This window comes from Mucilaginibacter jinjuensis (assembly GCF_028596025.1).
GTDB lineage: Bacteria > Bacteroidota > Bacteroidia > Sphingobacteriales > Sphingobacteriaceae > Mucilaginibacter > Mucilaginibacter jinjuensis.
The window spans coordinates 3934445-3960882 of record NZ_CP117167.1 but is presented as its reverse complement, the minus strand read 5'-3'; the positions used below and the strand labels follow the sequence as shown (position 1 = coordinate 3960882).

Below are 26438 nucleotides of genomic sequence, written 5' to 3'. Positions count from 1 at the left end.
ACCCAAGCTTTATTAACATTGCCTTAACATTGGAAATGAGCCTTATATATATCTTTGCTCGTTATTTTAAATTAAACATTAACAAACAAAACACGTATGAGGAAGATTTTACTTCTTTTATTCGCCACTGTTTTTAGCCTGGGCATTACTTACGCTCAGGGCAATGGCGGCAAACTGATTACCGGTAAATTGTTAGATTCACAAACTAAAGAACCGTTAATTGGTGCCACAGTTACCATTAAAGGTACAACTAAGGCAGTTTCGGTATCTCTGGATGGTACTTTCAAAATCCGGGTGCCTGAAGAGGGAACCACTACATTGGTATTCTCTTATATTGGTTACATATCAAAAACACTTGATGTAGCCGACAAAAATCTTGGAACTATTACGCTTGATCCAACTACATCTTCAGTAAAAGAGGTTGTGGTAAACGCCAGCTCACCTATTGCTGTTAACCGTTCTACCCCAATCGCTGCATCATCTGTTAACCAGGTGTACATTGAAGAAAAAGGCGCAGGCGCTGAGTTTCCTGAGCTTTTAAAATCAACTCCAGGCGTGATGACGTCAAGAACCGGTGGTGGTTATGGCGATTCACGTATTAACATCCGTGGTTTCAGCAGCAACAACGTTGCGCTTTTAATTAACGGTATCCCTGCCAACGATGTTGAAGCCGGTAAACTTTACTGGAATGACTGGGCTGGCTTGCAAGATGTAACTACATTTATGCAGGTACAACGCGGTTTATCTGCTACAGATATCGCAGTTCCATCATTAGGTGGTACTATCAACATCCTTACCCGCAACACTGAAAAAGATCCGGGTGGTACTATTTCACAATCAGTAGGTAGCTTTAACTCGTTTAAAACTGTGTTAAGCTATGCAACCGGTTTAAATGATAAAGGATGGGCAAGCTCATTCTTGTTATCAAGAACTTCTGGCGATGGTTATGCACAAGGCTTATACTACACTGGTTATAACTATTTTGCTAACATTTCAAAAGTTTGGAAAAACCAAACCTTGTCATTTAACATCATGGGTGCTGCACAAAGCCACGGTCAGCGTTATACCTTTAACACCATTTCTACTTACCGCGCTGCACCAGACGGTACACAGTACAACTCTGATTTTGGTATCTACAACGGTAAAGTTTACAGCGCAGAGCAAAACTTCTATAACAAGCCTTTAGCATCTTTAAACCATAACTGGACTATCGATAGCAAAACTTCGTTATCAACTATTCTTTACGGTACTTATGGTTATGGTGCTGCTGATTATTTATCTGCTGCCCCAGGCGTAAGTGGTACAACTCCACAAGGATATGTTACTTTAACTCCGGGTAGCCCTACAGGCGTGCCAAGAACAGGCGGTACTTATTCACCTATCGACTTTAACTCTATTATCCAAACTAACGTAAACAACCCTGATGGATCATCAACCCGTATTATGCAAAATGTTGTTAACAAACATGTGCAAGGCGGTTTAATCAGTACCTTCAAAAAGGTATTCGGTGATTTCCATACTTTAGGTGGTTTAGACTTACGTTACTACACCGGCGAACACTACAACACTGTAGCTGATCTTTTAGGCGGTGATTACATTACTGACGCAAGAGTAAACAGCGCAACTTCACCAACAGGTAACATTAATAACCCCAATGCTCACGTTGTTACCGGCCAAAGATTTAATAACGATTACCGTTATGATGTAGGCAGCGAGGGTGTTTATTTGCAAACAGAGTACATTAAAAATGACCTGAGCGCGTTTGTTTCACTTGCTGGTAACTATACCAACAACCGTCGTACCGACTATTTTAACTACACTCCGGGTAACCAAAACAGCCCATGGGTTAATTTCTGGGGATACCAGGCAAAAGGTGGTGTTAACTACAACATCGATGCACACAGCAACGTTTACGTTAACGGTGGTTATATCCAACGCTCACCACTTGTTGCAGCGATATTCCTGAACAAGCAAAATGAGGTTAACGCTAACGCGAAACCAGAAAAATTATTAGATTACGAAGTTGGTTACGGTTACCAGAGCGGTATCTTCACTGCTAAGGTAGATGCGTTCAGATCTACTTACCGTGACAGAACTGTTGTAAGATCAACAGGTGCGGTAGATACTGATGGTACTCCAATTGTAGTTAACATTTCTGGTTTGAACGAAGTTCACCAGGGTTTTGAATTTGAAGGTAAATTACGCCCTGTAAAAGATATAACCTTTACAGGTTCATTAACTATTGCAGATTACCATTACCTTACTAACACAGGTCCTGCACAAACTACAAGCTCAACCGGAACAACAGTTACCCAATCATCTTTATTATTGAAAGGCCTTAAAGTTGGTGAGTTTGGTAGTGCACCAACCAGTGCGCAAACTACTGCTGCTTTAGGTGTTGATGTACAAGTATTACCTGCAGTAAAAATTGGCGCTAACTGGAACTATTACGCCCGTTACTATGCAACCTTCGATCCTACGAAGCTTACTTCAACCGGCTATACCAACTACGAAGTGCCAAACTATTCTATCTGTGACTTAAACATCGTTTACCGCTTTAAATTTGCTGGTCTTGATGCTTCATTCGTAGGTAACGTTTACAACTTGTTTAACACTGAGTACCTGTCAGATGCTTATGAGCTTAACCCGCCACTTACCCCTGCAGGCCAAAACTTTGCAACACGTACAAATGCTTTAGGTGTTTGGTACGGAGCGCCAAGAATGTACATGACTACATTAAAAGTTAAATTCTAATAACGATATTAATTAAAAAAGATATGAAAAAAGGACATTATTTGTTCGCGATTGGGGCAGTAGTTATGGCGCTTGCGTCATGTAAACCCATGAACAAAACTTATGACGCGATTGACGGATTAGGAAAGCCGGCTGCCGGCCTCACTTATACAATACAAGCGGCAGATTATACTAACGTAAATATTTATGCAAGTACAACTACTGTTTACAAAAACAAGTCGTACGCTAATATTGCGGATGCAAACGCAAACATCCCGGCGTTGTTGAACTACAAGTTTTTTGATTATGGTGATGGTTCTAACGCAAGCATAACCTTTACCCCAGGTACGCAGAATGTTGTACAGCCAGACAGCGTTGGTGCTGCCACAAAATACACTTTAGTAAACAATGCTGACTATCTATTACTGCCGGGTAACAAGTTTGCCGACTTTAGCGTAGCTCAATTAATGAGCTGGTTGCCAAATAAATATCCAAACCCTGCTGCAAATGAGCAACACCTTTTAACCTGGATATTTTACCCAACTATTGCAACTACAGCACCTCAAATTTACCCTGGTCTTTCTATTGCCAGCACAGTAAGCGGTACTGCTACCACTACTTTGGCTACCGGTTCATTTGCTTATATTAATGGTGCATGGGTTCAGGATTATTACATTACTCCGGCTCAATATGCAGCAGTTGGTCGTGGTCAGTACAACCAGTTCACTTCAGCAGACGATGCTAACCTGGTATCAACTTTCAATAGTATTTTAAAGGCAGATGCAGGTATTATGGCTACTACCAAACCAGGTAGTGTGCAATATGTAAGCTTTAACTATTACAGCAGTACTAAAGTTACATCTCAACGTCTTTTCACAATGACTTTTGATGGTAATAACTGGGTACACACCTCGGCTCCTGTAACGTTAACATTTGTAAAAAGCAGTGGTAAATGGATACCAGATCCAACTATTTTCTATACCACAGTTGCAGCTGATTACGCAACAATTGGAAAAACTGATCCAAGCTTATTAGCTGGTGCAACTACCGGAACCACTGGTGCTATTGGCAACTATGCGCAGTATGGTACATTTACTACTACCACTACAAGTTCAAGCTATTGGTCACCTGCTCAAATTGATGCAGCTTTAATTGTAATTTTGAAATCAGAGTTCCCAACACCAAAAGTTGGTATACCTTACCGTATTACTTATTACACTTATTCTGGCCCAACTATAACTACCTTCGCAACATTTAAGTTCGATGGTACTAACTGGGTTAAACAATAACTAATACTTTATAAAACAAGAAAGGCCCCGATATTATCGGGGCCTTTCTTGTTTTATGTCCGAATCAGAATTTACAGAATTTGAGAATTTACAGAATGAATGTTATATCACATTGAATTAAAGTAATTCTGATTATTCTTAAATTCTGTAAATCCTGATCAATGATACACAAACTCGCCAAACTCAGAGCGGATAGTTACCTGCTTTTGCTCAGCAGCTTCAACGCGGCCTACAATTTGGGCATCGATGTTAAAGCTTTTTGATATGCTGATGATGTCTTCAGCAATCTCCTGTGATACATAAAGCTCCATACGGTGACCCATGTTAAACACTTTGTACATCTCCTGCCAGCTGGTGCCAGACTCAGCCTGGATCAGTTTAAACAAGGGCGGAACATCAAATAAGTTATCTTTTATGATATGCAGGTTATTTATAAAATGCAGAACTTTGGTTTGTGCACCGCCACTACAATGTACCATACCATCAATCTGCGAACGATATTTATCCAGTATGGCTTTAATTACGGGTGCATAAGTACGGGTGGGGGATAATACCAATTTACCGGCGCTTACCGTTTCGCCGTTACCGATGTCGATCTGATCCGACAGGTTTTTACTGCCCGAGAATACCAAGGAGTAAGGTACAGCAGGGTCATAGCTCTCCGGAAATTGCTCGGCCAGTTTTTTATTGAAAACATCGTGGCGGGCTGATGTTAATCCGTTTGATCCCATGCCTCCATTATATTCTGTTTCGTAAGTGGCTTTGCCTGATGATGATAAACCCACAATCACATTACCTGCTTTAATACGGTCATTGCTGATTACATCGCTGCGTTTCATGCGGCAGGTAACTGTACTATCTACAATGATGGTGCGTACTAAATCGCCCACATCGGCAGTTTCGCCACCAGTAGAATAGATGCCCATACCGGCATCACGCAGTTCTGCTAAGATTTCTTCAGTACCATTAATAATGGCAGCAATAACATCGCCTGGTATCAGGGTTTTGTTACGGCCAATGGTTGATGATAGCAGGATATTATCAACCGCACCTACGCAAAGCAAATCATCCACATTCATAATAATAGCATCCTGGGCTATGCCGCGCCATACCGAAATATCGCCGGTCTGCTTCCAGTATAAATAAGCTAATGATGATTTGGTACCTGCGCCATCGGCGTGCATAATGTTGCACCACTCGGCATCGCCACCCAAAATATCCGGGATTATTTTGCAGAAAGCTTGTGGAAATATACCCTTATCAATGTTTTTAATGGCGTTATGGACATCATCTTTAGAAGCCGATACGCCGCGCTGGTCATACCTTTGCGAAGAAATCATGGGCAAATATAAGCATCCCAATACTTTTAAGCAGTAAAATCCTTAAATTGCCGGCCTTCGCATTCTATTCTCATGATAAAGACTCTTCTTCATTATATAAACGTTAACCGCTGGAGGTTAGTTAAGGTAAGTAAACATAACTTTTTAATTTATTGCAGCGTATTTGTGGGCCTGGTTGCCGGGCTTGGTGCGGTATTGCTTAAATACCTGGTACATTTTATGGAAGACCTGAGCCGCAGTATTTCCCTGCACCTGCCTTACCATTATACTTACCTGTTTTTACCGGCAGTTGGTATTTTACTAACGGTAGCTTATCAGCACCTGATTAACCGCGACCAGATTCAGAAGGGAATAGGTACATTGATCTATATCATTAAACGCAACAAGGCCAACGTAAAGTTCAATAATGTTTATTCGCACTTAATTACCAGTTCGCTTACGGTAGGTTTCGGCGGCTCATCTGGGCTGGAAGCACCTATTGTTTCTACAGGTGCGGCTATCGGCTCAAATACGGGTCGGTTCTTTAAATTAAGCCCGTATCATAAAACGATACTAATGGCTGCAGGGGCTTCGGCAGGTATTGCAGCGGTGTTTAATAGCCCGATAGCGGGTGTACTGTTTTCGTTGGAAATCTTATTAGGGGAGATGACCATCTCTACCTTTATTCCCTTACTTATTGCATCGGCTACAGGAGTAGTGGTAGCAAAGGTTTTATACTCGCGCCAGTTATTTCACCTCGTTACTGAGGGTTGGGTTATGGGTGCACTGCCTTTCTATATCATATTAGGTTTATTAAGCGGATGGGTGGCTATTTACATTACTAAGGTAGCCGAAGACCTGGAGAAAGGCATCTTTAAAAAGCAGAACAGGTATGTACGTGCAATTTTAGGCGGGTTATTGCTTGGTTTAATCATCCTCATTTTTCCCCCTCTATTAGGCGAAGGTTACCATTACTTGCAGGAGGCCTTAAACGGCAATATAGATGTGCTGAAAGAAGGATCGATGTTCGGTGCCTATATGGAGCATCCCTGGGTAATGGCTGGTTTTATGCTGGCTTTAATATTGATGAAAATTGTGGCGGCAGGTATTACACTGGGTTCGGGCGGTAATGGCGGTACTTTTGCACCAACTATGTTTACAGGGGCTTTCCTGGGCTTGTTTGTTGCCTATACCGTTAACCAAACCGGGTTGATCCATTTAAACACCAGTAATTTTATTGCGGTGGGCATGGCCGGGGCATTAAGTGGCGTACTGCATGCTCCGCTTACGGCTATATTTTTGATTGCCGAAATCACGGGAGGTTATGTACTATTTATTCCGTTGATGATCGTGTCTGCCATATCTTATATCATATCACGAAACAGCAATCCGCACAATATGTACTGGCAAGGATTGATCCATGAGAAAAATGTATATCCCGGCCAGGATGACCAAATGCTAAGTTCGATTGATTTAAGTAAGATCATCGATCATCATTACGTTTCTTTAACTAAAGATCAGCCGATAGCCGAATTATATAAGCTGCTTAGTGAAACTAATGCTAACCTGTTTGCTGTTTTAACCTCTGATCAGCAATTGGAAGGTGTGTTATGGTTGGATGAAATGAGAAAGGCGCTGTACGATCAATCCTTATCTGCTGAAGCTACTATTGCCGATGTTATGGTAATACCGCCCGCCATTATAGATTATAATCAATCTGTACAGGAAGTGATGCAGTTGTTTGATACCATTGATGCCTGGCGCTTACCTGTTACACGTAACGGTAAGTTTGTAGGGTTTATATCTAAATCGGCGCTGTTAAGTAAATATCGCGACGCGATGGTGATGCAGCATAAACAGTCAGATCTGTTTCATCAGAAATAAAAAAAAGCCTTAAAAACAGTAGAGGCGCAATATTTTGCGCCTTTGTGATATTATTATAAGAGACACAAGATGTTGTGTCTCTACGGTTCATTGTTCTTATTTGATAAATAATAACTCTCTGAATTTTGGTAACGGCCAAAGTCTGTCGTCAACCAGTTGCTCCAGCTTATCTACATGGTAACGGATCGGTTGGAAGAATGATTTTACCGTTTCGTCATAAGCAATTGCTTTCTCGCGGGTATCCTCAATAATGTTAGCCTTTTTGCGGGCTTCAACCATTTGATCGACATTGGTTTTGATAAAGTTGATATGCTCGGCCAGTTTATTGATAATATCCAGCTGTACGGTGTATGTATCAGCTTTTAAGCCGATGTCTTTTAAGCCTTTTACGTTTTCAACCAGTGCGCTTTGGTAGTTAATGGCGGCAGGGATAATTACGTTATCAACCAATTCGCCCATTACTCGTGCTTCTATCTGGAGTTTTTTGTAAAACTCTTCCAGTAAAATATCGTGGCGTGCATGTGCTTCACGGCGGCTGAATACGCGGGTTTCTTCGAACAGTTTTTCCGTTTTTTCGGTAATTAAAACATCAAGTGCTTTTGGCGTAGTTTTGATGTTTGATAAACCTCTTGCTGCTGCTTCTTTTTCCCACTCTTCGCTATAACCGTTTCCTTCAAAGCGGATAGATTTTGATTCTTTAATGTAACGTTTAATTACAGTAAGCAGGGCTAAATCTTTTTTCTCGCCTTTTTTAATCAGCTTATCAACCTCCAGTTTGAATTTCCTTAACTGATCGGCAACAATCAGGTTCAGGATCGTCATTGGGTTGGCCGAGTTTGCTGATGAACCTACAGCACGCAGCTCGAACTTATTACCGGTAAAGGCAAAAGGAGAGGTACGGTTACGGTCGGTGTTATCTTTCAGTATTTGCGGGATCTTAGGGATACCTTGCCACAGCAAAGCTTCTTCCTTCAGTTTTTTGCTGATACGTGAAGTTTCGATCTCATCCAATACATCATTCAGCTGGCTGCCCAGGAAGATAGATATAATAGCCGGAGGGGCTTCGTTAGCACCCAAACGGTGATCGTTGTTTACTGATGCAATTGATGCCCTTAACAAGTCTGCATGTTCTGATACTGCTTTGATGGTATTTACAAAGAAGGTTAAGAACATCAGGTTGTTTTTAGGCGTTTTGCCTGGCGATAACAAGTTTTTACCTGTATTGGTAATCATCGACCAGTTATTGTGTTTGCCCGATCCGTTTACACCTGCATAAGGTTTCTCATGCAATAACACTTTAAAGTTATGGCGTTTGGCAACCTTATCCATCAAATCCATTAATAAGGAGTTGTGATCTATAGCCAGGTTTATTTCTTCATAAATAGGGGCGCACTCAAATTGTGAAGGCGCAACCTCGTTGTGGCGGGTTTTTAATGGGATACCTAATAATAAGGCTTCGGTCTCAAAATCCTGCATAAAGGCGTAAACACGTTCTGGGATCGAACCGAAGTAATGATCTTCTAACTGTTGGTTTTTAGCTGACAGGTGACCAAATAAAGTACGACCAGTTAAATACATATCCGGGCGTGCATTGTATAAGGCAAGGTCAACCAGGAAATATTCCTGCTCGATACCCAATGAAGCATTAACTTTCTCAATGCTTTTATCAAAGTAATGGCAAACATCAACAGCGGCTTTATCTAAAGCGCTTAATGCTTTTAACAATGGCACTTTATAATCAAGCGCTTCGCCGGTATATGATACAAATACGGTAGGGATACACAATGTGCGGCCCATAATGAATGCCGGAGATGATGGGTCCCATGCAGTATAACCGCGGGCCTCAAATGTATTACGGATGCCGCCGTTAGGAAAGCTCGAAGCATCCGGCTCTTGCTGCGCTAAAGCGTCACCGCTAAATTTCTCTATTGCACCATCGGCAGTAGGTTCAAAAAAGGCATCGTGTTTTTCGGCGGTTGTTCCTGTTAATGGCTGAAACCAGTGGGTGTAGTGGGTGGCACCTTTGCTCATGGCCCAGCCCTTCATGGCAGAAGCTGTTTGCTCTGCAGTATCGCGTGCAATTGGTTCGCCGTTGTCAATAGAATTTACAATGCTTAGGTAAGCTTCTTTCGACAGGTATTCCCTCATTTTCTTTTTATCGAAAACGTTGGCAGCAAAGTAATCAGAAATTTTAGCGCTTGGTGTTTTAACCTCTGGAATAGAGCGTGTTAAGACAGTTTCTAGCGCTTTAAATCGAATGTTTGACATTTTAAACAGGATTATTGACAATTAATTCATCAAAAATAAAAATAGGATTATAAAACCCGCTAATTATTTAAGATTTATTCGCTAAAACTGAAAATAATTAGAAAAATATAAGCAAAACGGCAGGTAAACGAAAAATTTGATTTTTAAGCATTTTTGCATGAGAAAAAATATTGAAACATTGTTGCATTTAATAACAACAATTCCGTTCTTTATTTCGTTATATCACTAAACATTAAAACTTAAATTCATTTCACCATGCTTATTCCCAAATTTGATTTGTACAAGTCTGAGTGGCTCGACCTTGTATTTGAAAACCGTAACAAAAATTATGGCGCTTACGAACTGAGACAACACTATTCGCAAACCATGGCGAAGGCAATGGCGTTTACCTTGCTTGGTTTTGTTTCAGTGGCTATTACTATGGCTGTTATTACACGGCTCAATGCCAAGCCGGATGAAATTGTTCATATAATTCATCTTTCTGATCCTAAAGTTATTTTGCCTCCTCCACCTAAAAAAATTGACGAACCATTACAACCACCGCCAGCAAAAGCTGCACCGGTTAAACCTTTACAGGCTACACCATCAGGCCCAAGCGTTGTTATTCCAACACACGTAACAACTGAGCCTGTAACCACAGATCCGCCTACAATGGCTCAAATTAGCCAATCAACTATTAGTTCAGAGGCGTCAAAAGGTACTGGTCCGGCAGTTCAGCCTATTGCAGAAGGTACAGGTAACGGAACAGGAACCGGCGATAAAGTTGATAACGATACAGGAATACGTGATTTTGCAGAAGTATCTCCCGAACCTATGGGCGGTATGGCTGGATGGAGTAAATTTATACAGCGCAACTTAAGATACCCTGATACCGATGCCCAAGGCCGTGTATTTGTAAGCTTTGTAGTAGAGCGTGATGGCAGCTTATCAAATATTAAAATTTTAAAAGGTGTTAGCCCCGAACTTGATGCCGAAGCACTGCGCGTAATACGCATGGCGCCAAAATGGAAGCCAGGTATGCAAGGTGGGCAAGCTGTACGGGTACAGTTTAATATCCCAATAAATTTTCAACAAAATAATTAATCAATTGCAACATACTTGCAGAGGGATTGGCGGAAGCGTTGATCCCTTTTTTTGTTATAATTATATTTTGTCATTGCGAGGAGGAACGACGTGGATAACCGACCGGAGGGAGCTCATTAATACCAATGAAAACAAATACATTATTAATAATCTCGTAGCTCTACAGATCGAATATACATAATGTAGAAAACAGGGCGACTAAACCCCTCCCTGTCATCACACCACTCAACGCGCCCCTCCCGAGGGACTACCGTGAATCCACAAGTTCGCTCAGCCTAAATTTCTACCCCTTATTAACGTTATGGCAAGTTGCACAGATAGTAGTGTTCCCCTAAATTAGGGGAATGCACTGACAGTGCTACCACTTCCAACATTAATAAGGGGTATAAACTGTAGCAGGTTAAAAGATGTGGGTACACGGTAGTCCCGAAGGAGGGATTTGAAAAGTCTTGATTCCTGATTCTTGACTCTTTTCCCAACAGTATTATCAAAAACCTTCAAGCCTTTCCAATCATTTTACTAATTTTGCGAATCCTTTCATATAACACTTACAACATTGGAGCAACAGGAATTAACTACCGTTGAAACCGCCAAAGAATTAGGCTTATTACCCCAGGAGTATGACCGCATTAAGGAAATTTTAGGTCGCGTGCCTAACTTTACCGAACTGTCTATATTTTCTGTAATGTGGAGCGAGCACTGCTCGTACAAAAACTCAATCAAATGGTTAAAAACCCTTCCACGTGATGGCGCGCGTATGCTGGCCAAAGCAGGTGAGGAAAATGCCGGACTGGTTGACCTTGGCGACGGCATTGGCTGCGCGTTTAAGATAGAATCACATAACCACCCATCGGCTTTAGAACCTTACCAAGGTGCGGCAACAGGTGTTGGTGGTATTAACCGCGATATTTTTACCATGGGCGCACGCCCCATTGCACAATTAAACTCACTGCGTTTTGGTGATTTGGCATTAGACCGTACCAAATGGTTAGTTAAAGGTGTAGTTAAAGGTATCAGCCATTATGGTAATGCCTTTGGTATCCCAACTGTAGGCGGCGAACTTTACTTTGACGAAAGTTTTAACGTAAATCCGCTGGTTAACGCCATGTCGGCCGGTATTGTTAAGACTGGCGAAACCGTTTCTGCTACTTCTTACGGTGTGGGCAACCCGGTTTATATCGTAGGTTCTGCAACAGGTAAAGATGGTATCCACGGTGCGGCATTTGCATCAAAAGATATTACAGAAGATTCTGTTAACGATTTACCGGCTGTACAGGTGGGCGATCCGTTCCAGGAAAAGCTGTTACTGGAAGCTACTCTGGAAGTTATTAAAACCGGTGCTGTTATTGGTATGCAGGATATGGGTGCGGCAGGTATTATCTGCTCAAACTCAGAAATGTCAGCCAAAGGCGAGCACGGTATGAAAATCTGGCTGGATAAAGTACCAACCCGCCAGGAAAATATGAAGCCTTTCGAAATCCTGCTTTCAGAATCACAAGAGCGTATGCTTATCGTGGTTGAAAAAGGTAAGGAAGCTTTAGTACAGGCCGTATTTGATAAATGGGATTTAAACTGCGCTATTATTGGCGAAGTTACCGATACCAAACGCCTGGAGTATTACATGAACGGCGAACTGGTTGCCGATGTACCTGCTGATGATTTAGTATTAGGTGGTGGCGCCCCGGTTTACGACCGCGAATACCGCGAGCCTGCTTACTACCAGGAATATCAGAAATTTAATATAAATGACGTTGCCGAGCCTGAGAACTTGGTTGACGTTGCTGAGCATTTGGTTGCTCATCCAAACATTGCATCAAAACGTTGGGTAACCAACCAGTACGATTCAATGGTGGGTACGGCTACCATGACTACCAATCGCCCAAGTGATGCAGCTATTGTGGCTGTAAAAGGTACCCGTAAAGCAATTGCTTTAACAACAGATTGTAACTCGCGCTACGTAAATGCCGATCCGCAGAAAGGTACTTCAATTGCTGTGGCCGAGGCTGCACGTAACATTACCTGTGCCGGTGGTGAACCTGTGGCTATTACCAATTGCTTAAACTTTGGTAATCCATACATTCCGGAAGTTTTCTGGCAGTTTGTGAGCGCTATTAAAGGCATGGGCGAAGCTTGTACCAAATTTGGTACCCCGGTTACCGGTGGTAACGTAAGTTTCTACAACCAGTCGTCAGATGATGGTCCGGTTTTCCCAACGCCAACTATTGGCATGCTGGGTGTGTTGGATGACATTGATAACATGATGACATCGGACTTTAAACAACCGGATGATTTGATCTACCTGATCGGCGAATCTGTGAATGATATTGCATCGTCACAGTATCTGTCGTCGTATCATAAAGTTAAAAAATCACCTGCTCCGTATTTTGATATGGAAAAGGAATACGAAATGCACCAGATTGTAAAAGAACTGATTTTGCATAAAGTAATCCAGTCTGCACATGATGTGGCTGATGGTGGTTTATATATCAATTTACTGGAATCTTCATTGCCAAATGGCTTAGGTTTCAATATTGAATCTGATAGCGAGATCCGTAAGGATGCATTTTTGTTCGGCGAAGCACAAGGCAGGGTAGTAGTAAGTGTTGCACCGGCTGATGAAGAACGTTTTGTTGAAATGATGGCAACATCAGAAACTCCGTTCAGTCTGCTGGGTACTGTATCTCATCAGGGCAACCTGTTTGTTGATGATGAGCTTTATGGCAACATTACCGACATTAGATTGGTTTACGATAACGTATTGCATTCAATCTTAGGCGAATAATGCTAAAGCTTCACCGGGTACACCACGTTGCGATAATTTGTACCGACTATGCAAAGTCGAAACATTTTTACACAGAAGTACTCGGCATGAAAGCTGTTCGCGAAGTATTCCGCAAGGAAAGAAACTCATATAAGCTTGATCTGGAAGTCGGAGGACTATACCAGATCGAGCTTTTTTCATTTCCAGAGCCGCCACCGCGTCCATCTCGCCCCGAGGCCGCCGGTTTACGCCATTTGGCTTTCGAGGTTGATGATATCGAGGTAGCTATTGCTGAAGTAAACGCGCACGGTGTAATAACCGAGCCTATTAGGGTAGATGAGTTCACCGGTAAACGCTTCACCTTTATGGCAGATCCGGATGGGCTGCCAATAGAGTTTTACGAGGTGTAGGTTAGAGTTCGGAAGAAAAATTAAATAATAACGTCATTGCGAGGAACGAAGCAATCGCGAACTTTACAGGGCCGCTCTGTAAGTCGGGGATTGCTTCGTTCCTCGCAATGACGTTTATGATGTAAAGTGATGTTCCAATTCAAACAATTTGCTGTAGACCAAAGCGGTTGCGCCATGAAGATCAATACCGATGGCGTATTGTTAGGGGCACTCACACAAGCAAATGAACTCCAAAGTATATTGGATATTGGCACAGGCACAGGCGTCATAGCCTTAATGTTGGCTCAGCGATTTGTCACCGCTAAAATAGATGCAGTTGAAATAGATGAGGCAGCTGCAACAACTGCAGACCGGAACTTTAAAGCATCAAAATTTGCTGAAAGATTAACTGCTCATCATATTGGATTTGAAGAATACTTTCGACAAAATCCCAATCTGAAATATGATCTCATTATAAGTAACCCGCCTTTCTATATCAACTCGCTTAAATCGCCAGGCAAACAACGCACGGTTGCCAAACATACCGATGAGCAGTTTTTCGATAAATTATTAAGCACTACATCAAAGCATTTAACAAGTGATGGATTATTGTGGTTGATATTACCTGTTACTACATCAGGAGTAGTACAGGCTATCGCCAAAAACTATGGTTTGTATTTGCATACGCAGATCGATATTAAATCTTACCCGCAATCAGAACCTCACCGGCATATAGTTGCTTTCTCATTGCATGAATTGCCGGTTACCGTCACTGATTTTACTATCTACGCAGAGCCTAAAAAATATACAGCTCAATACGAATCTGCTCTGAAAGACTTCTTCACCATCTTTTAAGTTCAGTCCCGATTCTTGTATCTTGGCTCTTGTTTCTCAAAGGAGTCTCAAATCTAATATCTCACATCTCATATCTATTCTAAAGCATGACAAGAATTGGTCTTATCTCCGACACGCATAGTTACCTCGACGACGCTGTATTTAAACATTTTGCCGATTGTGATGAGATTTGGCATGCCGGCGATTTTGGTACGCTGGAGCTTGTCGATCAGCTGGCTGCGTTTAAACCATTGAAAGGTGTTTACGGTAACATCGATGGTAAGGACATACGTTTAGTGTACCCAGAACACCTGCGTTTTAAATGTGAGGATGTAGATGTTTGGATGACGCATATCGGCGGTTACCCCGACAGATATAGTGCTAATATAAAGGGTGAAATTTACACTAACCCACCCAATTTGTTTATCACCGGTCATTCGCACATATTGAAGGTGATTTTTGATAAGAAGATTAACTGTTTACATATAAACCCCGGCGCTGCTGGCAAACAGGGCTGGCATAAGGTACGTACATTGGTAAAGTTTGCTATTTCTGGCGATAAAATTCATAACTTACAGATTATAGAAATGAACAGATAAACGTAAAAAATACACTAAGCCTATGAAAGTAACCAAAACCCTCGGTCAATTTATTATTGAAAAACAAGCAGATTTCCCTTACGCTAAGGGCGAACTTTCAAGACTGTTGCGGGACATTGGTATCGCCGCCAAAATTGTGAACCGGGAGGTAAATAAGGCTGGCTTAGTGGATATTTTAGGCGAAGCGGGCACCACCAATGTTCAGGGCGAGTATCAGAAGAAACTGGATATTTATGCCAATGAACAATTCATCAGCGCACTGCAAAGTGGGGGAGAGTGTTGCATTGTAGTATCGGAAGAGAATGACGAATACATTTATATCGATTCGGAAATTTCTAAAGACGCCAAATATATTGTAGCCATCGACCCTTTAGATGGTTCGTCAAACATTGATGTAAATGTTGGGGTAGGTACCATCTTCTCCATCTACCGCAGAAAATCTGTTGAAGGCAAGGCAACGCTCGAAGATGTGTTACAACGCGGTACCGAGCAGGTTGCTGCCGGTTATGTGATCTATGGCTCATCAACTATGCTGGTTTACACTACTGGTAAAGGGGTTAATGGCTTTACACTCGACCCATCTATTGGTGAGTTTTGCCTCTCGCATCCCGAAATGAGGGTGCCGAAGGACGGTATGATCTACTCCATCAACGAGGGCTATTATGCGCATTTCCCCGATGGGGTTAAAAAGTATATTAAATATTGCCAGGTAGAGGATGATGCCACAAACCGCCCGTATACCTCTCGCTATACAGGTTCCATGGTAGCCGATCTGCACCGTAATATGATTAAAGGCGGCATATTTATTTACCCCATTACAGCCAGCGCACCTAAAGGGAAACTGCGCCTGGTTTATGAATGTAACCCTATGGCTTTTATTATCGAACAGGCAGGCGGTAAGGCCAGCAATGGCTATCAACGGATATTAGAACTCGAGGTAACCAATTTGCACCAGCGCTCGGCCATATTTATTGGCTCGGAAAATATGGTTAACAAAGCCGAAGAAATGATGGCTTGCTTTTCGCCCCAGGTAATGAAAAAGAATTTCGAAGGCGCTGTGGTAATACAATAAAAAAGATACAAGAAGCGAGAAGCAAGAGACAAGACGTTATATTATAAAATAGAGACAAGAATTGAGACTATGCAAATCAGTCTTGTTTCCTGGCTCTTATTTCTTGTATCTATCAAACTATATCAAATTCACGCGTCCGTTCTCGGCTTCAAACACGGTATCAATCAATAATTCTTTCGATTTAGATGCTGCTACGGCTAATTGATCGCAACGCTCATTTTCGGGGTGACCGTTGTGACCGCGTACCCATATAAAACGAATTTTGTGCAGTTTGCTTATTTCAAGGTAACGCATCCAGAGGTCTTTATTCTTTTTATCCTTAAACCCAATTTTTAACCAGCCGTAAACCCAGCGTTTTTCAATGGCATCAATAACGTATTTAGAGTCCGAGCAGATAACCACATCCTGATTTGGTGTTTTTAAGGCTTCTAAGCCCTTGATGACCGCCAAAAGCTCCATGCGATTGTTTGTAGTCTTTCGGAAGCCCTCAGAGAGTTCTTTATAGTGTTTGCCGGCACGCAGTACCACCCCATACCCGCCCGGGCCCGGGTTGCCGCTTGATGCGCCGTCTGTAAAAATTTCGATCATAGTATTTGAGCTGCAATTATAAGAATTTACCCTCAGGCTCACAGAATGTTATATTTTTTTTGAAAAAAGAGTTTGCAAACAACGCAGATATTTCTACTTTTGCACTCTCCAAACGGTAGATGTAGCTCAGTTGGTTAGAGCATCGGTTTGTGGTACCGAGGGTCGTGGGTTCGAGCCCCATCATTTACCCTTTTTCTAAAAAGCCTTTTTACAGCAGTAAAAGGGCTTTTTTTATGCCTTCGAAAAACTGCCCAACTTGACGAAAATGTTTACAACGGGTTTCGCCGGCATGGCTGCAATCAATAAAGTGGTCTCAAACTCTACAAAAAGGGAAGGGGTAGCGCATCCCTTATTAACAGTCATCAATAGCCTCTGTGATTATTGAATTAGATGAATTATTTAACAGGTATGTTGCTGATTTTTAAGTTGATATATGTATTAATTACAACAGCGCTGTATTACACTATCTTGAACTTTCTACAGTGTACACAAAGCTGTCGGCTCTATAATAGCCCAAATTATATTCAATAGGTCGTTCACCCTGGTCAAATACAAAACGTTTACGAAAGAGGATAGGTGCGCCCACCGATAACCTTAGTTTTTCTGCAATAATGGAATCTGCGGCCTTTGCACTGATTTCTTCTTTTGATAATGTAGCTATAACAGAATGTTCCTGCTCCAGCATTTCATAAAGCGGGCGTTTAAAATCCTCATCGCCGGTAAGGCCTACACGTGGGTGAAAATAAGATACAAAGTACACAAATGGTTCATCTGGTTTTCCTCTTACACGTTCCATTTTCAGAATTTTACGGTCAGTTTTTATTTCGAAAAAATTGGCCAGAAACTCATCCGGATAAACCCAGGTAACATGTAGTTCGAAATTTTTAATGGTAATTCCTCTCAGCTTCATTTCCTGCGAAAAACTTAGCCAATTATTCGATTTTGAACTAACCGCAGCTTGTGCAACTTTAGTGCCTGTTCTTTTTTTACGCACCAGCAAGCCTTCATAAACCAATTTATTAATAGCCTGCCTAAGCGTGGTACGTGATATAGCCAACTGCTTGGCCAGCTCCACTTCATTAGGCAAAACTTTGCCGTTCTGATATTCTTCCTCTGTAATCAAGCTACGCAAAAGCGTTTCAGCCTGTATATGTAGTGGGATAGGGCTTTTATGGTCTATAGAATACCTCATTTGCTTTATTGAGTTACAATATTAAGCATTTTTAAAATACTTAATATGTTTATACATAATGTATGGTGGTAACAGCGTAATTATCTGATTTTCCTAAGCAGGATAAAAATAATTTGCAATATGTTTGGAATCTTAAATTTATTTATATGTTTGTACATTATAACAATAAACCAACCATTTTTAAATTTTATTGGTCTACAATTTATCAGCAATGATATTTTTATGTAGCATTTAATATGTACATACATTACTACAAATAAAAATGAACTTAAATTCTACTAATGGTCATCAAGAGCCTGTTGCTTTGCAAGCACGTAAGTCTACGCAGTTTCCAATGCCTAAAAAGCTTAACAGAGCCCTTACTCCAGAAGGCGTTTATAACATATACCCATTTTGTGCGCTGGGCCATAATCGTATTTTTAATGGTTATGCATCACTTGCCAACTGGATAATTGAACAAAAAATAGCTATAGTTGATGGTTACGCCGGAGTTTTTTGGGATGAGATAAAAAATGGCTTAAATGAAGAATTCTTAGCAAAGGGCTTAAGCGTTAATTGGGTGGCCACTGTTGATTATTTAAAAAGCCCGGAAGAAATTGAAACACTTGTACAACCATATTTAGGAGCTCCGGATGCCGTGTGGGGAACAAAATGTACATTGAACCTCAACGAATTTTTTTTAACAGATCAGCTTTCGGTACAAAATCCCAACACAGAATTTGATATCAATATTGTAATAGGTACGGGTGCTACCTTGGTTAATTGGGATGCGCCGGTAATATATATCGACCTGCCTAAGAACGAATTGCAGTTCCGCATGCGTGCCGGGTCTATCACTAATTTGGGTACCGACGAGATTACTGAGCCTTTTATAATGTACAAGCGGTTTTATTTTGTAGACTGGGTTTTGTTGAACAAGCATAAAAAAGATATCCTCGATCAGATTACTGTGGTTGCAGATGGCCAGTGGCTAAATGATGTCAACTGGATGCTAAAGGCTGATTTAGCCGAAGGTTTAAATAAAATCAGCAATTCGGTGATCAGGGTTCGGCCATGGTTCGAGCCTGGGGCCTGGGGGGGGCAGTGGATTAAAGAGTTTATCCCTAATATCAATAAAGATGTAATTAATTATGCATGGTCCTTTGAGCTGATTGTGCCCGAAAATGGGTTGGTTTTCGAAAGCAATGGTAATTTACTCGAGGTATCGTTTGATTTTTTAATGTTTGCCAATCAGCAGCAGGTGCTGGGTAAACATGCCGAAAAATTTGGCGATGAGTTTCCGATCAGGTTTGATTTTCTGGATACGTTTGATGGGGGCAACCTGTCTATCCAATGCCACCCAAGGTTAAAATATATCCAGGATAATTTTGGCGAAACCATTACCCAGGATGAAACCTATTATATTCTCGATTGCAAAGACAATGCTGAAGTATACCTGGGTTTTCAGGAAAACATCAATCCCGAAGAATTTAAAAAGACACTAATAAATAGCCAGACCGAAGGTGTAGAAATAGAGATCAGAGATTTTGTTCAGGCACATGTGGCTAAAAAGCACGATCTGTTTCTGATTCCTAATGGTACCGTGCATAGCGCAGGCGCTAACAATATGGTGCTCGAAATTAGTGCAACCCCCTACATTTTTACCTTTAAAATGTATGACTGGTTAAGGCTTGATCTGGATGGCAACCCAAGGCCAATCAATATTGACCATGCCTTTAACAATCTCAACTTCGAACGTAAAGGTAAGCGGGTACAGGACGAACTCATTTCCAAACCAGCTGTGCTAAAAGAAGGTACAGATTGGAAACTGATTCATATACCTACACACGAACAACATTTTTACGATGTACACCGCCTTGATTTTAATACCCAGGTACAAGTAATTACAGATAATTGCTGCCATGTAATGATGCTGGTAGAGGGCGAGTCTGTGTTACTCGAAACAGCCGACGGCACTAAACATGTATTTGCTTATGCCGAAACTTTTGTGATACCGGCTGCGGCAAAACACTATACGCTTACCAATTTGGGTAAAAGCAATGCAAAAGTGATTAAAGCATTTTTAAAATAAGAAAAGCATGATAACCGCAACAGAACAAGATATCACAGTGAAAAAAAATGCCGGCTATTTATACCTGGTGTGCCTGGTGGCCGCGCTTGGAGGCTTTTTATTTGGCTTCGATACTGCTGTAATTTCGGGAACGGTAAACCTGGTAAAGCACGATTTTAAGCTTGATGCTGTTAATGAAGGCTGGTTTGTAAGCTGTGCCCTGTTGGGCTGTATTATTGGCGTGGCATGCTCTGGTAAACTGAGCGACAAATACGGGCGTAAAATTATCCTGATTTTATCTGCGGTACTGTTTTTGGCCTCGGCTTTGGGTTGTATGCTTTCTACCTCATTCACCGTATTAATTTTATTCAGGTTAGTAGGTGGTTTGGGTATAGGTGTGGCCTCCATGGTGTCGCCTTTATATATTTCAGAATTTTCGCCATCCCGTTACCGGGGCATGATGGTATCGCTTTACCAACTGGCTTTAACAATTGGTATTGTACTGGCCTATTTTTCTAATGCTTATCTGGTTAATCACGCAGCTGACAGTTTCGATTCCGAGAGCACCAAAAAGATTTTCTCGACCGAGGTATGGCGCGCCATGCTGGGCTTAGGTGCCTTGCCTGCGGGTATATTTTTGATCTCGCTTTTCCTGGTGCCCGAATCGCCCAGGTGGTTGCTGTTAAATGGTGCTAAGGCAAAAGCCACGGCCATATTAATAAAAATTGATGGTACAGCAGCTGCAAACAAAGAGGTGGCAGATTTTGAAACCTCACAGCATAACGAGCAGTCAACATCATTAAAAGAACTGTTTACACCAGTGTATCGTAAGGCATTGTGGATAGGCTTGCTTTTACCATTCCTGTCGCAGGTATGTGGTATTAATGCGGTAATCTACTATGGCCCTAAAATACTGGAGCAGGCCGGTTTTACACTCAATAATGCTTTAGGCGGCCAGGTTACCATCGGGCTGGTTAATGTGATATTTACCTTTGTAGCCATTTTTACCATTGATAAATGGGGCCGTAAGCCGCTCTTATATGTAGGTATTGGCGGCGCTGTTGTTTCCCTGCTTATTATCGGTGCTCTTTTTGCCTTAGGCATAACGCAGGGGCCGTGGATACTCATCTTCATTTTATCATTCATTGCTTGTTTTGCTTTTTCTTTCGGCCCGGTTTGCTGGGTTGTTGTGGGCGAAATATTTCCGAATGCCATTCGCGGCAAGGCCATGGCACTGGCTACACTTTCATTATGGGTGGGTAATTTTCTGGTGGGCCAGTTAACCCCTGTAATGCTCGAAGGCCTCGGCTCATCATTTACTTTCTGGGTTTTTGCTCTGTGTTGTTCGCCGGCTTTGTGGATCACCTGGAAACTGATTCCCGAAACCAAAGGCAAATCGCTGGAAATGATCGAGGACTACTGGAAAGAAAGTTATAAAAAAGAAACCAAAAACTGACCAATCAATATCCCAATTCAATAAACGCATCCCCCAATTAAAACCAATTATTATGAGCGTAAAATTATTACACAACTTAAAAAAGATCAAACGGCTGCCCATCAGGCAAATGGCAGTCGCGATGGCATTTACCATGCTGTTAAATAATACCTATGCCGAAGAAAGTAGCGAACATACAGGCGAGGTAAAATCTAATAAACAGCATTTAGCCAGCACCACGGTTACCGGCCGTGTATCTGATGAGCAGGGCCAGCCTTTGCCGGGTGTAAGTATTGGTATAGTGGGTACTGCATTAGGCATGGTTACAGATGGTAATGGTAATTATAAACTAAGCGTCCCGGAGGCTTATGCTAATAAATCATTATCATTTTCATACCTGGGTTTTGCTAAGCAGGAAGTACCCATCGGCGGCAATACCACTATCAACATTAAGTTAAAGGCCGATGCTAAGGCACTTAATGAAGTTGTTGTGGTAGGTTATGGTACACAAACAAAGGTATCATTAACAGGTGCCGTAAACCAGGTGAGCGCCAAAGATATCGGTGATAAACCGATATTGAATACGTTGCAAGCGCTGCAGGGCGAATCGCCCAACTTAATTATCCAGCAAACTACGATGGATCCCGGTAGTGGTGTTAATTTAAACATTCGTGGTTTGGGTACCCTGGGTGATAATACCCCGCTGGTAGTTATTGATGGGATAATTGGCGGCGATATTAACCTGTTAAACCCAAATGATGTAGCCAGCGTGTCTGTATTAAAAGATGCTGGTGCTGCGGCTATTTACGGTTCTCGCTCGGCCAATGGGGTTATCTTGGTAACCACCAAAAGCGGCAAATTGAATCAGAAAGCAAGTGTGAGTTTCGATGCCAGCTACGGGATCCAAAATCCAGATGTATTGGTTAAAAAAGTAAGCGCTTCTGATAATGCTTATTACAAAAACCAATCGCTTATTAACTCAGGCTTGCCGCCTGCTTACACGCCAGAGCAAATACAGCAACTGGCTGCGCAGGGTAATGGCACCTGGGATATTAATCACCTGTTAAAAAATGCACCCCTGCAATCTGAAAACATGAGCGTAAGCGGTGGTGGCGAGAACAGTTCTTACTTTATTTCGGCAGGTTACCAGGATCAGGGTAGTAACCTCATTGGTAACGGAGGTTCTGGAGGCGATTTCGGTTACAAAAAATATAACCTGCGCTTAAATCAAACAGCTATTGTGGGCAAGTTTAAGTTTAATGTGGTTTTGAGTTATGTAAAATCGCAAAACAAAACCAATACCGTTGGTGATAATAACATTTTTGCTGATGCTAACCGGGTGCCTATTAATTATAGCTGGCAGGATGCCAATGGTAATTATCTGACTAATCCAATTGCATCGCAATACAATGAAAAAGGTGTTTTAGAGCATGGCGGCTACGGCTTAACCAATAACGACCAGCTTTTTGGCAACCTGAACGGTACGCTAAATATCACTAAAGATTTGAAGCTGACCGGTATCTTCGGCGGTACCATCAACGATAACAGCCAGTTTTTCAGACGTGAACAGGTTAACTATTTACCATCGGGCGTTTATGGCGACGATCATACAGTTTTTGATAACAGCTACAGGAATCAGTTATTAAATACCCAGGTGTATGCCGAGTATAATAAGCAAATTCAAGAGCATAAATTCAAGGTGTTGGTAGGTGTTTCTAACGAATCGTATTCATCTAATGCTTTTCAGTTACAACAATTATATACGGATCCTCAATTGGGTATCCCAACAACAGGGACTACTATCGACGCGCAAAATAGCTACAACAGCAACTATCAGGATGCCAGCGGTAACCGTGCTACACAGGAAACCAGCCTTAATTCCTTATTTGGGCGCGCTAACTACTCGTTCAAGGATCGCTATTTCTTAGAGGGAAACTTTAGGGAAGATGCATCTTCGAAATTCGCTGCAGGGCACAGAACAGGATTCTTTCCATCGGGTGCTGCCTCATGGCTGGTAACTGAAGAGCCATTTATGGCGAAATTGAAGAATACGGTTAACCTCTTAAAATTCAGAACATCTTATGGTGTACTGGGTAATCAAAACGTAAATGCTTACCAGTATCAAACCACCTATTTTAACTATCCAAATGCTTATGGCTTTAACAATACCGTTGTGGGTGGGGCTGGATATAACCTGGGTAACCCCGATTTAACCTGGGAAAGGGCAACCACTTTTAATGTTGGTTTAGATGCGGCTTTCTTAAATAATAACTTAACCTTATCGTTAGATTATTTCGACAAAACAACCAAAGATATTTTAGCTGCCCGCCAGGATGTAACGGCTATTTTTGGTGCCGGTTTCCCTGATGCCAACGTAGCAAAAGTAAGGAACCATGGTTGGGAGGTAAGCATTGCGTATACCTTGAAAACCAACCAGGTTACACAAAATTTCAGCTTCAATATTGCCGATAACCAAAACAAGCTGGAGGCTTTGTCTTACGGTGTAAGCCAGGAAATTGTGAACGCCGATGTGTTCTCGTTTCTCCGCCGCGTCGGTGACCCGATCACACAATATTATGGCTATAAAACCAACGGTTATTTCCAAAATGCATCTGATGTGCAAAGCTATCCAAAACCGGCCGGGCAGGTGGTTGCACCTGGCGATCTCAAGTTTGTAGATCAAAATCATGATGGCGTGATTGATGATAAAGATAAAGTGCCGTTGGGTAACCCATTTCCGCGTTATACATTCGGTTTCACTTATCGCGTTGCCTATAAAGGGTTCGATCTTTCGGCCTTTATACAGGGTGTTGGCAAAAGAGATGTGTTTTTACGCGGAGAGCTGGTTGAACCTTTCCACTACAATTATGGCGCAACAGTTTACGAGCATCAAACCGATTTCTGGACACCTACTAACCCCGATGCACGCTTCCCGCAATTGGCGGCTATTGGTTCGGCATCAAACAATAACAACTGGAGAAACGGGTCTGATCTTTACAAATTCGACGGTGCTTACGCCCGTTTAAAAAATGTAAACATCGGTTATAACCTGCCTGCGTCTCTCACTAAAAAAATCGGGATCCAAAAATTAAGGGTATCGGTTATCGGCCAAAACCTGGTTACATTAACCAAACTCAAATTTATCGATCCTGAGACTTCTGAGTTTAACAATGATCTGAGCTTAAATACCTCTTCAAACAGTGCCCGCGCTTATCCCATGCCAAGGTTTTATGGGGTGGGTTTAAACGTCACATTCCAATAGATTATTAAAAAATATTCTCATGAAAAATTATATCAAAATATTCATTATAACACTACTGGTAGTTACTGCCGGCAGTTGTAAAAAACTGGATCTGGTGCCAACCAACAACTTTACTGATCAGAACTTTTACACCACAAGCGAAAATGTAAATAATGCACTGAATAACATTTACAGCGGCATGTATAACAGCGACCTGTATTTTTATAACGATGCGATGTCTGATAACGCTTACACTGCTCAAGGCTCATCTTACGGTAACGTAGACCAGGTTGGTGCAGGTACTTTTACTTCATCGCTGCCTAAATTTATTAATGACTGGTCTTTTTATTACCAGGGTATTAAAGCTTGTAATCTGTTCCTGGCTGGTATCGACCAAAATAAAACTTTAGGTGCCGACGTAATTGCCCGCATGAAAGGCGAAGTTCGCTTTGTACGTGCATGGCATCATTTTAACCTGATGAAATGGTGGGGCGATGTGCCTTTGTTATCAGCAGACATAACACCGGATGAAGCTAAGGTTATTGCCAGGACCCCAAGGGCAGCTGTGCTGAGTTTTATTACCAGTGAATTGGAAGCTGCCGCTGCCGCATTACCATCAAAAGATAAATATGCCGCTGCGGATAATGGCCGCATTACCAATGGTGCAGCCCTTGCTTTGGAAGCCCGTGTGCTATTGTACGAAGGTAACCGCATGCAGGACGTGGTAACTATTTGCGAAAAATTATTAAACAATCCGTCTACTTACGGCCAGTACGCGTTAGCGAGTGATTATGGTAGCTTATTTAGTGACCCTGCGGTAAACAAAACCAATTCTGAGTCGATGCTTTCACTTCAGTATGTATCTGGCGTGGCTGGCCGCACTTGGGCAGATGGGTTCGATTTTTATCCGATCTCGGCAGGTTCACGCACCAATAACCTGGCACCAACTCAAGAGTTGGTGAATGATTATATTATGAATAATGGCAAGGGGATAACTGATGCAGGCTCTGGTTACGACGAATCAAACCCGTACACTAACCGTGATCCAAGGCTTACTGCAACCATTGTTTATGATAAAGCCAATTTTAAAAATGCAGATGGCACAACGCAGGTCATCTACATTAAACCAGGATCAGACCCTAACCGCAGTGCCTTAAATGAGTATAGCCCTAATGGCCAGGTTTCTGCAACAGGTTATTACTGGCGCAAGTATTTTGACCCTAACCACCTGCCTCAGTTTGTATCGGGCCTAAACCTGCACCTCATCCGTTGGGCCGAAGTTTTATTGGATTATGCAGAAGCTAAAAACAGCCTGGGGCAAATGGATGCAAGCACCTGGAGTAAAACTATTATGGTATTGCGCCAGCGTGCCGGCTTTACAGACCCTAATGCATTAAATTTCCCTACTGCTGGTGACATGACCACCATTATCAGAAGGGAGCGCCGTACAGAGTTAGCTATGGAAGGCATCAGGACAGAAGATATCCGTAGGTGGAAACTGTCTGAAACCGTATTAAACGGTTACGTGCATGGCGCCAAATTTGGCGATCCTACTATTGATAATGGTTACCTGAGGGTGCAAAAACGCCAGTTCGATCCGGCTAAAAATTATCTGTGGCCGATTCCGCTTAATGAAGTAAATAAAGATCCTAACCTGAAACAGAACCCCGGGCTACTAAGCAATAACCAATTAAATTAAAC

17 protein-coding genes and 1 tRNA gene are annotated in these 26438 nt (G+C 42.0%); 14 read left to right on the top strand and 4 right to left on the bottom strand.

Features of this window, described 5'->3' with window-relative positions; genetic code table 11:
* The first annotated feature begins 96 nt into the window (after positions 1–96).
* On the top strand, positions 97–2754 hold the full coding sequence (locus PQO05_RS17345) for a TonB-dependent receptor (RefSeq protein ID WP_273628694.1): 2658 nt from the start codon (positions 97–99) through the stop codon (positions 2752–2754).
* 23 nt (positions 2755–2777) lie between these two features.
* Positions 2778–4022 carry a hypothetical protein gene (locus PQO05_RS17340; protein WP_273628693.1) on the top strand — a complete coding sequence of 415 codons (1245 nt, stop codon included), beginning with the start codon at positions 2778–2780 and terminating at the stop codon, positions 4020–4022.
* Between the two features lie 158 nt (positions 4023–4180).
* Here PQO05_RS17340 and PQO05_RS17335 read toward each other — a convergent pair whose 3' ends face one another.
* Positions 4181–5362, bottom strand: coding sequence for an AIR synthase related protein (locus PQO05_RS17335; protein WP_273628692.1), 1182 nt, complete (start codon positions 5360–5362; stop codon positions 4181–4183).
* A 72-nt stretch (positions 5363–5434) separates the two neighbouring features.
* Here PQO05_RS17335 and PQO05_RS17330 point away from each other — a divergent pair, with 72 nt between their 5' ends.
* Positions 5435–7225, top strand: coding sequence for a chloride channel protein (locus PQO05_RS17330; RefSeq protein WP_273628691.1), 1791 nt, complete (start codon positions 5435–5437; stop codon positions 7223–7225).
* Between the two features lie 96 nt (positions 7226–7321).
* On the opposite strand, the gene PQO05_RS17325 is transcribed toward PQO05_RS17330, so the two are convergent.
* Positions 7322–9493 (bottom strand): glutamine synthetase III family protein, encoded by a 2172-nt coding sequence (locus PQO05_RS17325; RefSeq protein WP_273628690.1) that lies wholly within the window; start codon positions 9491–9493, stop codon positions 7322–7324.
* Positions 9494–9748: 255 nt separating this feature from the next.
* On the opposite strand from PQO05_RS17325, the gene PQO05_RS17320 reads away from it, so the two are divergent.
* The 6 genes from PQO05_RS17320 to fbp all read left to right on the top strand — a co-directional run bounded on the left by PQO05_RS17320 (position 9749) and on the right by fbp (position 16231).
* On the top strand, positions 9749–10576 hold the full coding sequence (locus tag PQO05_RS17320) for an energy transducer TonB (RefSeq protein ID WP_273628689.1): 828 nt from the start codon (positions 9749–9751) through the stop codon (positions 10574–10576).
* Between the two features lie 556 nt (positions 10577–11132).
* Positions 11133–13358: a phosphoribosylformylglycinamidine synthase subunit PurL gene (gene purL / locus PQO05_RS17315; RefSeq protein ID WP_273628688.1), complete on the top strand. Its 2226-nt coding sequence runs from the start codon at positions 11133–11135 to the stop codon at positions 13356–13358.
* Positions 13358–13747 carry an SMU1112c/YaeR family gloxylase I-like metalloprotein gene (gloA2, locus tag PQO05_RS17310; RefSeq protein ID WP_273628687.1) on the top strand — a complete coding sequence of 130 codons (390 nt, stop codon included), beginning with the start codon at positions 13358–13360 and terminating at the stop codon, positions 13745–13747. Before purL ends, gloA2 begins: the two co-directional genes overlap by 1 nt.
* A 129-nt stretch (positions 13748–13876) precedes the next feature.
* Positions 13877–14581: a tRNA1(Val) (adenine(37)-N6)-methyltransferase gene (locus PQO05_RS17305; protein WP_273628686.1), complete on the top strand. Its 705-nt coding sequence runs from the start codon at positions 13877–13879 to the stop codon at positions 14579–14581.
* An 86-nt stretch (positions 14582–14667) separates the two neighbouring features.
* On the top strand, positions 14668–15159 hold the full coding sequence (locus PQO05_RS17300; protein WP_273628685.1) for a metallophosphoesterase family protein: 492 nt from the start codon (positions 14668–14670) through the stop codon (positions 15157–15159).
* Positions 15160–15181: 22 nt separating this feature from the next.
* Positions 15182–16231 (top strand): class 1 fructose-bisphosphatase, encoded by a 1050-nt coding sequence (gene fbp / locus PQO05_RS17295; RefSeq protein ID WP_273628683.1) that lies wholly within the window; start codon positions 15182–15184, stop codon positions 16229–16231.
* Between the two features lie 117 nt (positions 16232–16348).
* Here the strand turns inward: fbp and rnhA are convergent, their stop codons facing one another.
* The gene (gene rnhA, locus PQO05_RS17290; protein ID WP_273628682.1) at positions 16349–16819 is read right to left on the bottom strand and encodes a ribonuclease HI; all 471 of its coding nucleotides are present in this window, start codon (positions 16817–16819) and stop codon (positions 16349–16351) included.
* 115 nt (positions 16820–16934) lie between these two features.
* Here rnhA and PQO05_RS17285 point away from each other — a divergent pair.
* Positions 16935–17008, top strand: a tRNA-His gene (locus tag PQO05_RS17285).
* A gap of 274 nt (positions 17009–17282) precedes the next feature.
* Here the strand turns inward: PQO05_RS17285 and PQO05_RS17280 are convergent.
* Positions 17283–18011 (bottom strand): GntR family transcriptional regulator, encoded by a 729-nt coding sequence (locus PQO05_RS17280; RefSeq protein WP_273628681.1) that lies wholly within the window; start codon positions 18009–18011, stop codon positions 17283–17285.
* A gap of 262 nt (positions 18012–18273) precedes the next feature.
* Here PQO05_RS17280 and PQO05_RS17275 point away from each other — a divergent pair, with 262 nt between their 5' ends.
* Genes PQO05_RS17275 through PQO05_RS17260 form a run of 4 tightly spaced genes read left to right on the top strand, consistent with a single transcriptional unit; the run spans position 18274 to position 26436 of the window.
* Positions 18274–20082, top strand: a complete 1809-nt coding sequence (locus PQO05_RS17275) for a class I mannose-6-phosphate isomerase (protein WP_273628680.1) — start codon at positions 18274–18276, stop codon at positions 20080–20082.
* A 7-nt stretch (positions 20083–20089) separates the two neighbouring features.
* Positions 20090–21517 (top strand): sugar porter family MFS transporter, encoded by a 1428-nt coding sequence (locus tag PQO05_RS17270; protein WP_273628678.1) that lies wholly within the window; start codon positions 20090–20092, stop codon positions 21515–21517.
* 52 nt (positions 21518–21569) lie between these two features.
* On the top strand, positions 21570–24758 hold the full coding sequence (locus PQO05_RS17265) for a SusC/RagA family TonB-linked outer membrane protein (protein ID WP_273628677.1): 3189 nt from the start codon (positions 21570–21572) through the stop codon (positions 24756–24758).
* Between the two features lie 19 nt (positions 24759–24777).
* Complete coding sequence (locus PQO05_RS17260; protein ID WP_273628676.1) at positions 24778–26436, top strand: RagB/SusD family nutrient uptake outer membrane protein; 1659 nt, start codon at positions 24778–24780, stop codon at positions 26434–26436.
* Positions 26437–26438 lie beyond the last annotated feature (2 nt).

Bases quoted from the DNA above. Each gene is read 5' to 3' on its own strand.
- PQO05_RS17345 (WP_273628694.1), top strand. From the start codon at position 97: ATGAGGAAGATTTTACTTCTTTTATTCGCCACTGTTTTTAGCCTGGGC.
- PQO05_RS17340 (WP_273628693.1), top strand. From the start codon at position 2,778: ATGAAAAAAGGACATTATTTGTTCGCGATTGGGGCAGTAGTTATGGCG.
- PQO05_RS17335 (WP_273628692.1), bottom strand. From the start codon at position 5,362: ATGATTTCTTCGCAAAGGTATGACCAGCGCGGCGTATCGGCTTCTAAA.
- PQO05_RS17330 (WP_273628691.1), top strand. From the start codon at position 5,435: ATGATAAAGACTCTTCTTCATTATATAAACGTTAACCGCTGGAGGTTA.
- PQO05_RS17325 (WP_273628690.1), bottom strand. From the start codon at position 9,493: ATGTCAAACATTCGATTTAAAGCGCTAGAAACTGTCTTAACACGCTCT.
- PQO05_RS17320 (WP_273628689.1), top strand. From the start codon at position 9,749: ATGCTTATTCCCAAATTTGATTTGTACAAGTCTGAGTGGCTCGACCTT.
- gloA2 (WP_273628687.1), top strand. From the start codon at position 13,358: ATGCTAAAGCTTCACCGGGTACACCACGTTGCGATAATTTGTACCGAC.
- PQO05_RS17305 (WP_273628686.1), top strand. From the start codon at position 13,877: ATGTTCCAATTCAAACAATTTGCTGTAGACCAAAGCGGTTGCGCCATG.
- PQO05_RS17300 (WP_273628685.1), top strand. From the start codon at position 14,668: ATGACAAGAATTGGTCTTATCTCCGACACGCATAGTTACCTCGACGAC.
- fbp (WP_273628683.1), top strand. From the start codon at position 15,182: ATGAAAGTAACCAAAACCCTCGGTCAATTTATTATTGAAAAACAAGCA.
- rnhA (WP_273628682.1), bottom strand. From the start codon at position 16,819: ATGATCGAAATTTTTACAGACGGCGCATCAAGCGGCAACCCGGGCCCG.
- PQO05_RS17280 (WP_273628681.1), bottom strand. From the start codon at position 18,011: ATGAGGTATTCTATAGACCATAAAAGCCCTATCCCACTACATATACAG.
- PQO05_RS17275 (WP_273628680.1), top strand. From the start codon at position 18,274: ATGAACTTAAATTCTACTAATGGTCATCAAGAGCCTGTTGCTTTGCAA.
- PQO05_RS17270 (WP_273628678.1), top strand. From the start codon at position 20,090: ATGATAACCGCAACAGAACAAGATATCACAGTGAAAAAAAATGCCGGC.
- PQO05_RS17265 (WP_273628677.1), top strand. From the start codon at position 21,570: ATGAGCGTAAAATTATTACACAACTTAAAAAAGATCAAACGGCTGCCC.
- PQO05_RS17260 (WP_273628676.1), top strand. From the start codon at position 24,778: ATGAAAAATTATATCAAAATATTCATTATAACACTACTGGTAGTTACT.